Source organism: Agrobacterium tumefaciens str. B6 (genome assembly GCF_001541315.1).
GTDB classification, from domain to species: Bacteria; Pseudomonadota; Alphaproteobacteria; order Rhizobiales; family Rhizobiaceae; genus Agrobacterium; species Agrobacterium radiobacter.
The window spans coordinates 1-14,417 of the sequence record NZ_LMVK01000011.1 but is presented as its reverse complement, the minus strand read 5'-3'; the positions used below and the strand labels follow the sequence as shown (position 1 = coordinate 14,417).

The window sequence follows — 14,417 nt, the reverse complement described above, 5'->3', positions numbered from 1 at the left end:
TCGCATCGATCAGTCCTGAAATTTCGTTTCGTCGCTCGACGGCTCCGGGTTCGCATCGATCCGGTTTTCCGCCTCGGCTTGCCGGGACAGAGGAAGCTCCAGCTGAATATCCTCCATCTCGGGCAGGCTTGCGATGCCGTCACGAAGGGCAAGGTCTTCATAAGATGGTTTGAACGGCATCGGAATCTCCTTCCGCGCGAGAAATTGGCCGCCATCCGCTTTTTCCGGCGGCGGCCGTTTCAGGTGATCAGCTCTTCACAAAGGCCAACAGATCCGGATTAATGACATCGGCATGGGTGGTCAGCATGCCGTGCGGATACCCCTTATACACCTTCAGCGTACCATTCTTCAGCAGTTTGACCGACAATTCGGCAGAATCTGCGATCGGCACGACCTGGTCGTCATCGCCGTGGAGAACGAGCGTCGGCACCGTGATCGCCTTCAGGTCTTCCGTCTGATCGGTTTCCGAGAAGGCTTTTACACCGTCATAATGGGCCTTGGCGCTACCCATCATGCCCTGACGCCACCAGTTCTGGATGACACCGGGATAGACTTTGGCATCCGGACGGTTGAAGCCATAGAACGGACCGGTCGGCACGTCGAGGAAGAACTGGGCGCGGTTTTCGGCTACGCCCTTGCGGAAGCTGTCGAAGACTTCGATCGGCAGGCCGCCGGGATTGGAAGGCGTCTTCAGCATCAGCGGCGGAACGGCGGAGACGAGCACGGCCTTGGCAACGCGGCCCTGCGGCTCGCCGAATTTGGCGACGTAACGCGCGACCTCTCCGCCGCCGGTCGAGTGGCCAATGTGAACCGCATTCCTGAGATCGAGATGTTCGGCAACGGCGGATGCATCGGCGGCATAATGATCCATGTCGTGGCCGTCGCTCACCTGCTGGGAACGGCCGTGGCCGCGACGGTCATGGGCCACGACGCGGTAACCGTTCTGGGCGAAGAACAGCATCTGCGCGTCCCAGTCGTCGGAGGACAAAGGCCAGCCGTGATGGAAGACGATCGGCTGGGCATCCTTCGGACCCCAGTCCTTGAAATAGATATCGACGCCGTCCTTGGTCTTTACGAATGATCCGGTCATTGGAAATGCTCCTTCGTTGCGGGATGGGATGGATTTTGAAAAGGCTGTTGATGGCATGGCCATCGCGGTGGAAAGAGCGGCGCCGGCCAGCAGAACATGCCGTCTGGAAATTGCGAGCTCGATAGGATTGTCGGTCATTTCGGTTTCCTGCCTGGTTTCAGCGGGCGCGGCGGGTGGTTTCAAACAGGAACCAGGTGCGGCGCTCGGTCTCGTCGATCCAGTTTTCGATCAGGCTGGTAGTGGCGTGGTCGTTGAGGTCGGAGGTGAGGCTGTGCGTTTGCCGCAGGATGGCGGTAAGCTGCTTGTTGTCCTCACGCAGTTCGGCAAGCATATCCTCCGGCGTGACGAAGTCGGCGTCATTATCAAGGAGACGCTGCAGGCGACCGATATGGCCGATGGAGCGGATGGTCGTGCCGCCGATCTTGCGCGCCCTTTCGGCAATGTCGTCGGTCATCGCAAAGATCTGCGCGCCCTGTTCGTCCAGCAGCGTGTGATAATCACGGAAATGCGGACCGGAAACATGCCAGTGGAAATTCTTGGTCTTGATGTAGAGCGTGAAGACATCCGCCAGCAGCGCGGTCAGCGCAGCGGCGATGTCGCGGCTCGCTTCAGCGCCAAGGTCGGTCGGCGTTGCGAGTGGAAGCTTGCGGTTTTTGGCGGCTGTGGTCGTGTCCATGATCGTTCTCCTTTTGCAATCGACCGCCCGTTGTTGAGCGCCCCTGTTGCGGCTGTCTGATCGGCACAGAGGATAGAAAGAAGGATGGCTCGGGAGAAATCGGCTGCTGGTACAGTCCACCCGATACCTAAGTGTAGTTTCGGCAATTTCGAACCCGGGATAGTTTTCGCCTGTCGCCCCGCCCCAGGGCGATTGGCTCGCAGAAGCCATCGTCTCCGGTGTCCCCCTCCCCCGGAGCCGCGGATCTCCTCCCGATCCGCCAAGGCCGCCCCCGCCGCAGGAGGCGGCCTTTTTTTCGTTTCGGCCTCGGACCTGCAGGCAACCTATGCCTGAGTATTATGTTTACTCTTTCGCCGTTGCGTTAGCCTCAGCGGGCACGACAATCGTCAATCTGCAAAATCGAAGGAATTCCAACATGGCGGAAGAACGGCCCGAAGGTATTGAAAAATACGATCACCCAGCCGGCGGCTGGGATGCATTGAAAGCCGTTGCGAAAACGCTCGCGCACCAGCAGATCGTCGCGCAGGGCACGATGACGCTGCTCAAGGCCAATCAGCCCGAAGGTTTCGACTGTCCCGGCTGCGCCTGGCCCGACCCCAAACACACCTCATCCTTTGAGTTCTGCGAAAACGGCGCCAAGGCCATCACCTGGGAATCGACGGCGAAACGATCCGGACCCGAATTTTTCGCCCAGCATACGGTTTCCGAACTGTGGCAATGGACGGATCACAAGCTGGAGGATGCCGGCCGGCTGACCCTTCCCCTGCATTACAATGCCGAAAGCGATTGCTATGAGCCAATCGCATGGGACGACGCCTTCAATCTGATCGCGCAGGAACTCAACAAGCTCGACGACCCCGACAAGGCGGAATTTTATACATCCGGCCGGGCGTCCAACGAGGCCGCCTTTCTCTATCAGCTTTTCGTGCGCGCCTATGGGACGAACAATTTCCCTGATTGTTCCAACATGTGCCACGAGGCCACCAGCGTCGGCCTTCCGAAATCCATCGGCGTCGGCAAAGGCACGGTGACGCTGGAGGATTTCGATCATGCCGATGCGATCTTCAGCTTCGGCCACAATCCCGGCACCAACCATCCGCGCATGATGACGACGCTGCATAATGCCGCAAAACGCGGCGTGCCGATCGTGGTCTTCAATCCGCTGAAGGAACGGGCGCTGGAACGCTTCGCCGCGCCACAGGACCCGATAGAAATGGCGACGCTCTCTTCGACGCCCATCGCCTCCGCCTACCATCAACTGCGCACCGGCGGCGATCTCGCAGCCCTCAAGGGCATCATGAAAGCGGTGTTCGAACTGGATGCGGAAAACCAGAAGGCGGGTGGTGCCGGTGTGCTCGACCGAACCTTCATCGAAGAACACACCGACGGTCTCGACGCACTGCGCGCCGACATCGACGCTACCTCCTGGGACACCATCTGCTCCGTCAGTGGGCTGACGAAGGAGGCGCTTGAAAGCGCTGCCCGGATTTATGTGAACGCCTCCAATGTCATCATCTGTTACGGCATGGGCATCACGCAGCACGCCAAGGGCACGGGCAACGTGCAGCAGATCGCAAATCTGCTGCTGCTGCGCGGTAATATGGGCCGCCCGGGCGCGGGAATTGCGCCCATTCGCGGCCACTCCAATGTTCAGGGCGACCGCACCGTCGGCATCACCGAAATCCCGAACAAGGCGCTGCTGGACGGCATGGAGCGAGCATTCGGTTTTCGTCCCCCTGCGGAAAAAGGCCACAATGCCATAGAGGCCGTCGAGGCGATCATTGCCGGCGAGTCCCGGGTGCTAATCTGTCTTGGCGGAAACCTCGCCGTCGCCATGTCGGATACCGGCGCGACCTTCAAGGGCATGCGCAACCTCGATCTCGCCGTTCACATCGCAACAAAACTAAACCGCTCGCACCTTCTCACAGCCAGGACATCGCTGATCCTGCCCTGCCTTGGACGCACCGATCTGGATACCCAGTCCTTGGGCCCGCAGGCCGTGACAGTCGAGGACTCGATGTCGATGGTGCATGCCTCTCGCGGTTTCCTGAACCCGCCCGGGGAGCTGGTCAGGTCGGAGCCGGCCATCATCGCGGGCATCGCCAAAGCGACAATCGGCAGCCGCCATGGAATAGACTGGGATTGGCTGATTGCCGATTACGACCGGATCCGTGACAAGATCGAAGAGGTCTTTCCCGATTTCAGGGATTTCAACAGCCGGGTTCGGGTAAAAGGCGGTTTTCGCCTTGATGTCGCGGCCTCCTTCCGCCGCTGGAACACGCAGAGCGGCAAGGCCAATTTCCTTGTCGCCACAGGACTTGAGGAAGATCCGCTCATCTCCAATCCGGACGCCCTCGTGCTGACCACGATCCGCAGCCACGATCAGTACAATACGACGATCTATGGCATGGATGACCGTTATCGCGGCGTCTTCGGCCGAAGGGACATCATCTTCATGAACCGGCACGACCTTGCGGAGCGCGGCCTGAAGGATGGTGATCGCATCGATATTCACGGCATCGGCCCAGAAAATAAAGACCGACACCTCGTTCAGGGTTTCACCGCCGTCGAATACAATATCCCGAAGGGGTCGGCCGCAGGCTATTATCCGGAAACGAATGCGGTGGTGGCGCTCGGCCATTATGACCGCCTTTCCGGAACGCCTTCCTACAAGGGTGTCCCGATCACGGTGAGCCCGGCAGCCGCCTGACGACCGAAGGCCCGGCGCGCAACGCAGCGGTCGTTGCGCGCTCTTCTCCCCACCGTTTGGGTTGGACCTCACCTCGGGCCATCAGGCATGGCCTGTGGATGACCGGCCATATATGCGGATTTTTCGATATAGCGCCGTGCCGTTTTACCGCTATCCTGATGTTTCGACGACGGTGGCAACCAAGACCTATGTATAGGTCAGGTTGTGCTGAAAAAACCGTATTGTCGGCAAAAATCGCATCGGGGGAACAATGTCGATTGCGTCAAGGATGTTTCGCGCGCGCGAGCCGGAAGGCCGAGCCCACCATCTGGCCTTTGGCCTTGGGGCGCTGGCACTGGCGGCCGCGGTATTTTACGTCGATACCTATACCGACATAGAAGGCGCGATCGCGGTGCTCTATGTCATCACGGTCCTTTTGGCCGCGCAGACTGTAAGCTGGTCGGGACTGATCGCGATCTCCTGTGCCTGTGCAATTCTTTCCCTCCTGTCCTATGCAACGACCCACGCGCAGGATGCGGATTTCCAGTCGGCCCTTCGGTTGGTTGTCGCCCTTGCGGCACTTGCCGTCACGACCATGCTGCTTTTGAAAACGGAGACCGCCCGGCTGGCAATGCTATCCGTCAATGCGGCGCTGAAGGAAAGCGAGGAGCGTTATCGCTCCATTTTCGACCGCACGCGCGTCGCACTCTGGGAACGCGACTATTCGAAGCTTCACGCCCTGCTGATGGGCCTCAAGCAGCGGGGTATCACCGACATACGGGCCCATGCGCGCGCTAACCCGGGTTTTACGCAGCAATGCATCGATCTCATCACGGTTGTTGCGTCAAATGAAGCCGGAAAGGAAATGCTGGGTTACGATTCCTCTATCCGCGGCACCCTCCAGCAGTCGGTCGTTTCTTCGTCCGGCAAGTTCGTCGATGTCCTGCAGGCGATCATCGACAATCGGCGTGTCTTCGAAGACAAGGTGGTGGTGCGCACCGACACCGGCGAAGACAAGCTGGTGCTTCTTTCAATCAGTTTCCCCGCGGAGGCGGCCTCCTTCAACCGTGTGGTGGTCAGCATGGTGGATATCACCCAGCGCGAAATGGCGCTGAAGGCGCTGGCCGAGGCACAGGCGGAGCTGACAAAAGCCTCGAAGGCGGCAGCCGTCGGAGCCATGTCCGCATCGCTCTCCCACGACCTGAACCAGCCGCTTGGCGCCATCATCGTCAATGCGCAGACATTGCTGCGGTGGCTCGATCGCGATCCGCCGGATATTGCCGCCCCCCGCCGCTCGGCCGAACGCATGATCCGCGACGGGCAGCGCGCCAGTGAAATCATCCAGAACACGCGCAGCCTGCTCGCCCATACGAGCGGCAAGATGGAAACCTTCGACCTCGATGAGTTCATCGATGAAACGCTAAGCCTTCTCGAACATGAGCTGGAACGCAGCGGAACCACGGTGCATGTGGAAAAAACGGCCACACCACCGATAACAGCCGTCAGGATCGAATTGCAGCAGGTCCTCATCAACCTTCTCACCAACGCCATTCAGGCCATGGACGAGGCGGGCACCGGCAATCGCACCATCACGGTGCGGAAGGAGCGCGAAGACAGGGACAATATTCATATTGCGGTTCACGACAATGGGCCGGGTTTCCCGGTGCAGATGAAGGAAAAGCTGTTTTCGCCGTTTTTCACGACCAAGGAGACGGGAATGGGCATGGGGCTTTCCATCTGCCGCACGACACTGGAAGCACGGGGCGGCAGGCTTACCGGTGACAATCATCCTCTCGGCGGGGCGGTCTTTACCATTTCCATGCCGATCAGCCAGGAGATGGAACATGCCTGAGCCACGCAAGACGACAAAGGAGCCGCCGTCACCCATCGTGTTCATCGTCGACGACGATGTGTCGATGCGCGAGGCGCTCACCGATCTTTTCCGCTCCATGAAATTCGATGCCGAAGCTTTCGACAGCGCCGCCGCCTTTCTTGAAAAAGCCAATCTGAACCGGCCTGGCTGCCTGCTGCTTGATGTGCGGCTTCCGGGCATAAGCGGCCTTGATTTCCAGATGCAGCTGGAACGCGTCGGCAACCGGATGCCGATCATTTTCATGACCGGCTTCGGCGATATCCCGATGAGCGTGCGGGCGATGAAGGCCGGCGCTGTCGATTTTCTGACCAAGCCCTTCAAGGAACAGGACATTCTGGACGCCGTCGCGGCCGCGATGGAGCGGGATGCGTCGCGCCGCCGCGAAAGCGCCCAGAACGAGGCCGTCACCTCCCTTGCCGAACAGCTGACGCCAAGGGAACGCGAGGTCATGGGCGCCGTTGTCCGCGGCCTGATGAACAAGCAGATCGCCTACGAGCTCGGCATCAGCGAAGTCACCGTGAAACTGCACCGAGGCAATGTCATGCGCAAAATGGAAGCGAGATCGGTTGCCGACCTCGTGCGGAAAGCGGAGCTGATCGGCGAGAAGTTCAGGCCACCTGTATCTTAGTATGGTATCTTTGAGAGCGGCATGGGCGCATAGAGAAAGAAAGAAAAACAGAAAAGGTCGCTTTCATTGCCCCCCGTTCCCGTCATTGCCGTCGTCGACGACGATCCCGCCATTCGCGAAGCCATGGATGATCTCATCATGTCCTTCGGTTACGAATGCCGCCTGTTTGTTTCTGCCGAACAATTCCTGGAATCGAAGCAGCAGGCGGACATCGACTGCATCGTCGTGGATGTCAAAATGCCCGGTCTTTCCGGCATCGAGCTGCAGAGCGAGTTGAACCGGCGCGGTAACCACCCGCCGATGATCTTCGTCACCTCCTATCAGGATGAGCGCACCCGGAATGCAGCCTTGAACGGCGGCGCTTTGGCCTTTCTCGGCAAACCGGTCAATATCGTCAGTCTGATCGGATGCCTGGAATCCGTTCTCGCCCGGCCGTCCTGACGGCTGACGCTTTGCCACAGGGCGAGTGAGCCAGCCTATATCCACGCGCAGACAAGCCTTCCATTGCTCTGGCTGCATCTCTTCCAAGTGAAATCCGTCGTTATTTCATGCCCCGACGCCCTGCCGTCCGGGCAGGCATTGCCGTTGAGCGGATGCCTCTCGGCGCTTATCCCGCCGCCAACACCTTCCGCTATACGAACTAGACCTCTGTATAGATGCCGGCTCCGCTTCTCCGCCGTAGCCTTTGCTCCAGTCAAGCGCTTCCCCTCCGAACGTTCCTGACGACACCATCACCCTTTTTAGGAGCAGGGCATGACCTCCATCAGCAAGAATGCGGACGAGCAGAGACCCTGTCGTCTCAAAGTCGCAGCGGTGTTGGCACTGGGCACGGTTGCCGTGCTTGGTGGCAATGCTTTCCTGATCAGGAATGGCGAACCGGCGCTTGCGGCCTCCGAAGACGTCGCATCAGCCAGCGCCTTCCGCACCCTCACACCACAGGCGATCGACAGGCTGGGCGGACTTTCCGCTCCCGCGCCGGCGCTCAGTGAAACGTCCGAAGGCGCACAGGCTGTTCCGGGACTGGACAAGACATCCTGCGTCGCCACCCGCGCCGCCCAGAAAACGGACCGGCACGACGTGCTCGATCCAAAAGCTTTCTGCCAGCTGCAGCACCGCCTCTTCAATGCCGAGCTGATCGACCGCATCGCCGTGCTCCAGCTCGCATCACAGACCCGCTCTTTCGACACCTCGGCCCAACTCGCCATGAACAAGGAGTTCTGAAATGGAAACGTTGACCAGACGCGCAGTCCTCGCAATCGGCGCCGTCGGCGGCACCGCCCTTGCCGCCAGCACGGCCGGGGCAGCCTCTTTCGGCAATCCCGACCAGCCCGCCGAGGGAGCAATCAATGCCAATGCCGCGGGTCTCGGCGATCCCGGCCCGAAGAACCCTGCGATCAACGATCAGTTTCCATCTTTCCAGAGCCCGCCGGCGACCGATGTGGGCGACATGCAGCTCTTCTGGGGCTCGTTCAACAACGCCGCCAAGCGTATCCAGAACGGCGGATGGGCACGTCAGGTGACCAAGTCGGACTTCGCGATTTCGGATGCCGTGTCCGGCGTCAACATGCGGCTCGGACCGGGCGGCGTTCGTGAGATGCACTGGCACCGTGCCGCAGAATGGGCGATCATGACCAATGGCCATTGCCGCATCACCGTGCTCGATACGCAGGGTCGCGCCTATGTGCAGGATGTCGAGGCCGGTGATCTCTGGTATTTTCCGGCCGGCTACCCCCATTCGCTGCAGGGACTTGGCCCTGAAGGGTGCGAATTCGTCATCGTGTTCGACGAAGGCGACCAGTCCGAATATGGCACCCTGCTTCTGACGGACTGGCTGGCGCATACCTCACCCGAACTGCTGGCCAAGAATTTCGGCGTCGCGCAGGACGTGTTCCGGAACATTCCGCTGCAGAACCTCTGGATTTTCCAGGGCAAGGAGCCGGGACCGCTCTCCAGGGATCAGGAAGCCGTTGCCGGCGCGGGACTTCCCCCATTCCCGTTCACCTATAAGCTCGCGGCATCAAAACCGCTGAAGGAAAATGCTGCCGGGGTCATTCGCCTTGCGGATAGCAGCGCCTTTACCGTGTCCAAAACCATCGCCGCCGCCATCGAAACGATCAAGCCCGGCGGTGTGCGCGAAATGCACTGGCATCCCAATGCGGACGAATGGCAATACTGGATCAAGGGTGAAGGCCGGATGACCGTGTTCGACGCGGGCCCGCGCAGCCAGACCGCCGATTTCCGCGCCGGCGATATCGGTTACGTGAAAAGAAGCCAGGGCCACATCATCGAAAATACCGGGAAGACCGACCTGCAATTCGTCGCGGTCTTCAAGACCGCCGAATACCAGGAGGTCAGCCTGTCGTCCTGGCTGACGCATACCCCACCGGCGCTGGTGGCCCAGCACCTCAACGTCAGCGTCGAAGACGTGGCGAAATTTCCCGCAAACCAGCCGGCGATCATGCCGGGCTGAACATCCTGTCCGCCCATTGACCGGCGTTTCGGCATGTCCGATCCGCCGGTCTTTTCTCACCGAGACAAGGCGCGACGCCGCAAAACCAATATCGAAAGACAGGAACGGCCATGAAACCATTGACAATCCGCATCGCCGGCGGCTCGCTTGCCGGTCTTTTCACGGCGATATTGCTTCAGCAGGACGGGCACGATGTGAAAGTCTACGAACGCTCCTCGTCCGGCCTCGGCGGGCGTGGTGCAGGACTGGTGCCGCAGCAGGACCTGTTCGAGGTTCTGGACCAGATCGGCTGCGAAGACGTCACCCATGTCGGTGTGGTTGCGAAGGAGCGCATCTACCTCGATGCTGGCGGCCGCGTGGCCCAGCGCCAGAAGACGCCGCAGATGCAGATTTCATGGGACTATCTCTTTGAGCGCGTGTCCTCCCGCCTCCTCGCCGATACCTATCTCCTGGGACACCATGTCGACGCGGTTCGGGAAGGCCCTGATGGAGTGATGCTGTCCTTCGCCGACGGCAGGCAAGAGCGCGCTGATCTCGTAATAGGCGCGGATGGCTTGGGTTCGGCCATCCGCAAGGCGGTCAATCGCCATTCGGAAAACGCCTTTGCGGGTTATGTCGCCTGGCGCGGGCTGATACCCGAAACCAGATTACCGGCCGATGCGTCCCTGCTGCTCGACCGCTTCGCTTTTTACATCACACCCGGAATTCATGTTCTGGGTTACCTCGTGCCGGGGCCACTTGGTGAAACACAACAGGGACAGCGCCGTTACAACTGGGTCTGGTATCGTACTACACCAGCCGATGAGCTTGGCCGAACCTTCACCGGCCGCGACGGCAGGCATTTCGAATATTCGCTGCCCCGTGGCGAGCTCGCCGAGCAGCGCCGCGAGCAACTGCGCAGGGACGCGTCCTCCCTTCTGCCGCCGCAATTGGCGCTTGCGGTGGAAGCGGAGGAAAACCCATCGATCCAGGGCATTTTCGACTATGAGGCTGAACAGATGGTGTCGCCGCGCATGGCGCTGGTCGGAGATGCCGCCTTTGTGGTTCGCCCTCACACCGCGATGGGCGTTTCCAAGGCCGCGGGAGACGCAATGGCGCTGCGCGACGCCCTGCGGCAAACGGACGATCTGCCCACCGCCCTTTCACGATATCAGAGAAGCCGCCTGCCGGTGGGCAAGGCAATTGCAGCTTATGGGCGGCGGCTTGCCGAAACCGCCATCTGAACACGGGTCAAAAATCAGGGACGGTCCTGTCTTGCTTCACCCCATCTTTGCGCTACGCTTGCGATCAGGGATTTCTCAATGGAGGGACTGAGGAATGTGCAACCACTGCGTGATCGAGAACGTGAAAAAGAACATGCTGTCACGACGCCTGCTGTTCAAGGGCGCCGTGGCCGGTGTAACGGCGGTGGCGGCAGGCAGCCTCGCGGCTCCGGTGCTTGCGCAAACACCCGGACGGGTCATCGATCTCACCCACACCTATGATTCCACATTTCCCACCTTCGACGGCAAACCGGGCATAGAATACGAATGGGCAGCTGATATCACCAAGGACGGTTATCAGCTCCACAAGCTCACCATCTACGAACATACCGGCACACATATCGATGCGCCGTTCCACTTCAGCGCCGACGGCGCGAGCGTCGATCAGCTGGAGCCGCAGAAACTTGTCGCGCCGCTGGTCATCATCGACATCACCGACCGCGCAAAAGAGGATGCCAATTCCACCATCGAGGCTGAAGACATCGAGCGCTGGATATCTGCAAATGGCGATATCCCGGCAGGCGCGATCGTCGCCCTGCGCTCCGGCTGGGCAACCAGAGTGAAGAGCCCCTCATTCCGCACCGACGACGCCGGAAAATTCGCCTTTCCCGGTTTCGGCAAGTCGGCAACCGACCTTCTGCTCAAGCGCGACACGGTCGCGATCGGCGTCGACACGCTTTCGCTGGATCCGGGCAACTCTGCCGATTTCGCCGTTCACAATTCCTGGCTTCCGGCCGGGCGCTACGGTATCGAAGGCCTCAACAACCTCGAGGCTTTGCCGGTCAAGGGCGCAACCGTCGTCGTCGGCGCGCCGGCACATCGTGGCGGAACCGGCGGTCCGGCCCGGATTCTGGCCCTGATCTGAAAGCAGCATGGCGGGCGGCCCGGATGCACCAGCGGCTCACCTGCTGCATCAGATAAAGCCGCTCCGAATCCGCCGCGGTTGTTCGGGAAAAGGCGGGGCGAAACATCGCCCCGCGCCTGACAGGAAGAATGCCGGGCGGCGGCATCGCTGAGAACATATCCCCTTGCCGCAAAACCTCCGCACGGGAGGATTTCAAGAGATAATCAACGCCCGGATTGCCGGTTAGAGAGTGCTCAGCCGCACCACCGTCATTTTTCCCAGTTCGACCAGTGGTCGTCACGTCAAGGCCCTTCCCCATCCCAGCCAGTTCAAGGCTAAGCAGAAATGTATTCCGGCTCTCCGTGGCGCGACGCAGGCACCCGCGTGTATGGCGGCCTGCCCCGGTCGGGCCGCCACGATCTGCATTGGCTGGCCTTTGCATCAGGTGCCGTGCTGCATGGTCATTACCGGCGAATGAAGGTCGACACAAAGTATGATCCACTATATGGACCTTGTAGATGCGCAAATAAACTGCACAAATCCGTCTATTTACTGTTGATTTCACAAATATTCCTGTGTATCCCGGATACATGGTTTTGTAGTGGTCCATATTGTGGAGGCAATATACCGATACATTCAGACTTTTGGAGGGGTCTGGCCAGTCTGGCAATAACAGCTATCCTGATGTCGCGGTCGTGGCATGGACATCCTGTTTTGCTGACATCTTATTGCGAAGGTTGTTCTGTGGGAGAGGAGGCCCCGATGACCATGACCGCAGACGCGAATGACGACGTATTTGTACTCGATGGCGAACTGTTGCACACCGGACCGGTAACGGGCTCGTGGTTCATGCGCCCCATCGAGGCCGTGGCGGCCGTGCTGCTGGCGGTGATGATCGGCCTGCTTCTGCTGGGCGTGACGTCACGTTATGCCCTGCATCTGCCGATTGTCTGGATCGACGAAACGGCGTCCTTGTGCTTCCTGTGGTTTGCCATGCTGGGCGCGGCGATTGCCATCGATCGCAGTGAACATCTGCGCCTGACGCTGTTTCTCAACATGTTCCCGCAACGTGTTCTGGGCTATATCAATTCGCTGGCGCTGGTCCTGGTGGCGACATTTCTTGCAGCAATCATCAAGCCCGCCATGGAATACGCCATCGAGGAATGGGTGGTCACGTCAGCGGCGCTGAATATTCCGATGTCGTTTCGCGCTGCGGCGCTGCCGGTCGGCGCCTGTCTCATGCTGCTTCTGGTACTCAACAATCTTTTCCGGCGGGAAAAGCTGCGCGATATCATCACGGCCCTTGTAACCGTCGCGGTTGCCTCCGGCCTGCTCTATCTGGCATCGCCGATGCTGGAATCCCTCGGCAATTTTAATCTGGCGATCTTCCTCGGCCTGTTCGTTGCGGTATTTCTGGTGCTGGGCGTGCCGATTGCCTTCTGCTTCGGCCTTGGAACCCTCGCCTATCTGACCTTCACCACCTGGGTTCCGACCATTGTGATGATCGGGCGCATGGACGAGGGCATGTCCGGCATCATTCTGCTGTCAGTGCCGGTCTTCGTGCTGCTGGGCTGCGTGCTCGATGCCACCGGCATGGGCAGGGCGATTGTCGAGCTTCTGTCCTCGATGTTCGGCCATATCAGGGCGGGCATGTCCTATGTGCTGCTCGGTTCTCTGTTTCTTGTCTCCGGCATTTCCGGCTCCAAGGTTTCCGATATGGCAACCGTCGCACCGGCGCTGTTTCCGGAAATGAAGCGCCGTGGCCACAAACCCAAGGAAATGATCGCGCTTCTGGCCACCGGCGCCGCCATGGCCGATACGGTTCCGCCCTCCATCGTGCTGATCGTTCTGGGTTCGGCGGCAGGTGTGTCTATTGCCGGCCTCTTCACCTCCGGTTTCATGATTGCAATGGTACTGCTTCTGGTGCTGGCCGTTCTGGCCCGCTGGAAGGCGCGGCATGAAAACATGGAAGGTGCAAAGCGCACCCCATGGCCGCTGGTGGGCAAGGCAGCCCTGATTGCCGCCCCGGCACTCGTTCTGCCCTTCCTCATCCGCAGCCTAGTGGGCGGCGGTGTCGCCACGGCAACCGAAGTGTCCACTATCGCCGTGCTCTACGCCATGATCATCGGCGCGGTGCTTTATGGCGGCATCAGCCTCAAAAAGCTCTATTCCATGCTGGTGGAGACGGCGGCCCTTTCCGGGGCGATCCTGCTGATCCTCGGCTGCGCATCGGCCATGGCCTGGGGGCTGACGCAGAGCGGCTTTGCCTTCCAGCTGACCGCGATGATCACCGATCTGCCGGGCGGCTGGATGACCTATATGGTCGTGTCGATCCTGATCTTCATGATCCTTGGCTGCGTCCTGGAAGGACTGCCGGCGATCGTTCTGCTCGCGCCGATCATGTTCCCGATCGCCCGTACACTTGGCATCAACGACATCCATTATTCCATGGTCGTGGTGGTTGCCATGAATATCGGCCTTATGGCGCCGCCCATCGGCATCGGCTTCTATATCGCCTGCAAGATCGGCAACGTCTCGCCGGATGAAGCCATGGGCGCCATCTGGCCCTATCTCGCGGCCATGGTCATCGGCCTGCTGCTGATCGCCGCAATCCCCGGCTTTTCGACCATTCTGCTCTAAGACCGTGGCGGGCCCCCCCCCCCCGCCGATGAATGATACCTGCTTTATTTTGGGAGGAGAAAGCAATGAATATCAACAGACGTACCATACTCGCCGGCGCCGGTTCCGCCGTACTGGCCACCGCCTTCGTGTCGCGCGCCCGCGCTGCCCAATACAATTATAAATATGCCAATAATCTGCCTGCGGCGCACCCGATGAACATTCCCCGCTCCTTTTACACATCTCAACCCCCCCCCCCGCCGCCC

General features: G+C 60.0%; 12 protein-coding genes and 1 pseudogene. 10 read left to right on the top strand and 3 right to left on the bottom strand.

All coding sequences use genetic code 11. The features are described 5' to 3' along the window. Positions 1-9: 9 nt before the first annotated feature. The 3 genes from ASB65_RS28685 to ASB65_RS09635 all read right to left on the bottom strand — a co-directional run bounded on the left by ASB65_RS28685 (position 10) and on the right by ASB65_RS09635 (position 1,766). On the bottom strand, positions 10-180 hold the full coding sequence (locus tag ASB65_RS28685) for a hypothetical protein (RefSeq protein ID WP_162993044.1): 171 nt from the start codon (positions 178-180) through the stop codon (positions 10-12). A 67-nt stretch (positions 181-247) separates the two neighbouring features. After that, the gene (locus ASB65_RS09640) at positions 248-1,228 is read right to left on the bottom strand and encodes an alpha/beta fold hydrolase (RefSeq protein ID WP_060723818.1); all 981 of its coding nucleotides are present in this window, start codon (positions 1,226-1,228) and stop codon (positions 248-250) included. Positions 1,229-1,247: 19 nt separating this feature from the next. Further along, a complete protein-coding gene (locus ASB65_RS09635) occupies positions 1,248-1,766 on the bottom strand; it encodes a Dps family protein (RefSeq protein ID WP_060723817.1) in 519 nt (172 codons plus the stop codon). Positions 1,767-2,181: 415 nt separating this feature from the next. Here ASB65_RS09635 and ASB65_RS09630 point away from each other — a divergent pair, with 415 nt between their 5' ends. The 10 genes and pseudogenes from ASB65_RS09630 to ASB65_RS09585 form a co-directional block, all read left to right on the top strand. Beyond that, the gene (locus ASB65_RS09630) at positions 2,182-4,476 is read left to right on the top strand and encodes an FdhF/YdeP family oxidoreductase (protein WP_060723816.1); all 2,295 of its coding nucleotides are present in this window, start codon (positions 2,182-2,184) and stop codon (positions 4,474-4,476) included. Between the two features lie 250 nt (positions 4,477-4,726). Further along, on the top strand, positions 4,727-6,307 hold the full coding sequence (locus tag ASB65_RS09625) for an ATP-binding protein (protein WP_060723815.1): 1,581 nt from the start codon (positions 4,727-4,729) through the stop codon (positions 6,305-6,307). Beyond that, entirely contained in the window at positions 6,300-6,956 is a 657-nt protein-coding gene (locus ASB65_RS09620; protein WP_060723814.1) for a response regulator transcription factor, read from the top strand. Before ASB65_RS09625 ends, ASB65_RS09620 begins: the two co-directional genes overlap by 8 nt. A 66-nt stretch (positions 6,957-7,022) precedes the next feature. After that, positions 7,023-7,397 carry a response regulator transcription factor gene (locus tag ASB65_RS09615; RefSeq protein WP_003508307.1) on the top strand — a complete coding sequence of 125 codons (375 nt, stop codon included), beginning with the start codon at positions 7,023-7,025 and terminating at the stop codon, positions 7,395-7,397. A gap of 312 nt (positions 7,398-7,709) precedes the next feature. After that, positions 7,710-8,177, top strand: a complete 468-nt coding sequence (locus ASB65_RS09610; RefSeq protein ID WP_060723813.1) for a hypothetical protein — start codon at positions 7,710-7,712, stop codon at positions 8,175-8,177. Position 8,178: 1 nt separating this feature from the next. Further along, a complete protein-coding gene (locus ASB65_RS09605; protein ID WP_060723812.1) occupies positions 8,179-9,426 on the top strand; it encodes an oxalate decarboxylase family bicupin in 1,248 nt (415 codons plus the stop codon). A gap of 110 nt (positions 9,427-9,536) precedes the next feature. Next, entirely contained in the window at positions 9,537-10,649 is a 1,113-nt protein-coding gene (locus tag ASB65_RS09600) for an FAD binding domain-containing protein (RefSeq protein ID WP_003508280.1), read from the top strand. A 94-nt stretch (positions 10,650-10,743) separates the two neighbouring features. Beyond that, positions 10,744-11,553 carry a cyclase family protein gene (locus tag ASB65_RS09595; RefSeq protein WP_060723811.1) on the top strand — a complete coding sequence of 270 codons (810 nt, stop codon included), beginning with the start codon at positions 10,744-10,746 and terminating at the stop codon, positions 11,551-11,553. A gap of 741 nt (positions 11,554-12,294) precedes the next feature. After that, positions 12,295-14,172 (top strand): TRAP transporter large permease subunit, encoded by a 1,878-nt coding sequence (locus ASB65_RS09590; protein WP_003508278.1) that lies wholly within the window; start codon positions 12,295-12,297, stop codon positions 14,170-14,172. A 65-nt stretch (positions 14,173-14,237) separates the two neighbouring features. Next, positions 14,238-14,417, top strand: a pseudogene (locus tag ASB65_RS09585) (hypothetical protein); the annotation flags it as partial.

What these genes read in the sequence shown, in the direction of transcription:
- ASB65_RS09635 (WP_060723817.1), bottom strand. Translation starts at nt 1,766, where the DNA reads ATGGACACGACCACAGCCGCCAAAAACCGCAAGCTTCCACTCGCAACG.
- ASB65_RS09595 (WP_060723811.1), top strand. Translation starts at nt 10,744, where the DNA reads ATGTGCAACCACTGCGTGATCGAGAACGTGAAAAAGAACATGCTGTCA.
- ASB65_RS09640 (WP_060723818.1), bottom strand. Translation starts at nt 1,228, where the DNA reads ATGACCGACAATCCTATCGAGCTCGCAATTTCCAGACGGCATGTTCTG.
- ASB65_RS09625 (WP_060723815.1), top strand. Translation starts at nt 4,727, where the DNA reads ATGTCGATTGCGTCAAGGATGTTTCGCGCGCGCGAGCCGGAAGGCCGA.
- ASB65_RS09590 (WP_003508278.1), top strand. Translation starts at nt 12,295, where the DNA reads ATGACCATGACCGCAGACGCGAATGACGACGTATTTGTACTCGATGGC.
- ASB65_RS09610 (WP_060723813.1), top strand. Translation starts at nt 7,710, where the DNA reads ATGACCTCCATCAGCAAGAATGCGGACGAGCAGAGACCCTGTCGTCTC.
- ASB65_RS09600 (WP_003508280.1), top strand. Translation starts at nt 9,537, where the DNA reads ATGAAACCATTGACAATCCGCATCGCCGGCGGCTCGCTTGCCGGTCTT.
- ASB65_RS09620 (WP_060723814.1), top strand. Translation starts at nt 6,300, where the DNA reads ATGCCTGAGCCACGCAAGACGACAAAGGAGCCGCCGTCACCCATCGTG.
- ASB65_RS09605 (WP_060723812.1), top strand. Translation starts at nt 8,179, where the DNA reads ATGGAAACGTTGACCAGACGCGCAGTCCTCGCAATCGGCGCCGTCGGC.
- ASB65_RS28685 (WP_162993044.1), bottom strand. Translation starts at nt 180, where the DNA reads ATGCCGTTCAAACCATCTTATGAAGACCTTGCCCTTCGTGACGGCATC.
- ASB65_RS09630 (WP_060723816.1), top strand. Translation starts at nt 2,182, where the DNA reads ATGGCGGAAGAACGGCCCGAAGGTATTGAAAAATACGATCACCCAGCC.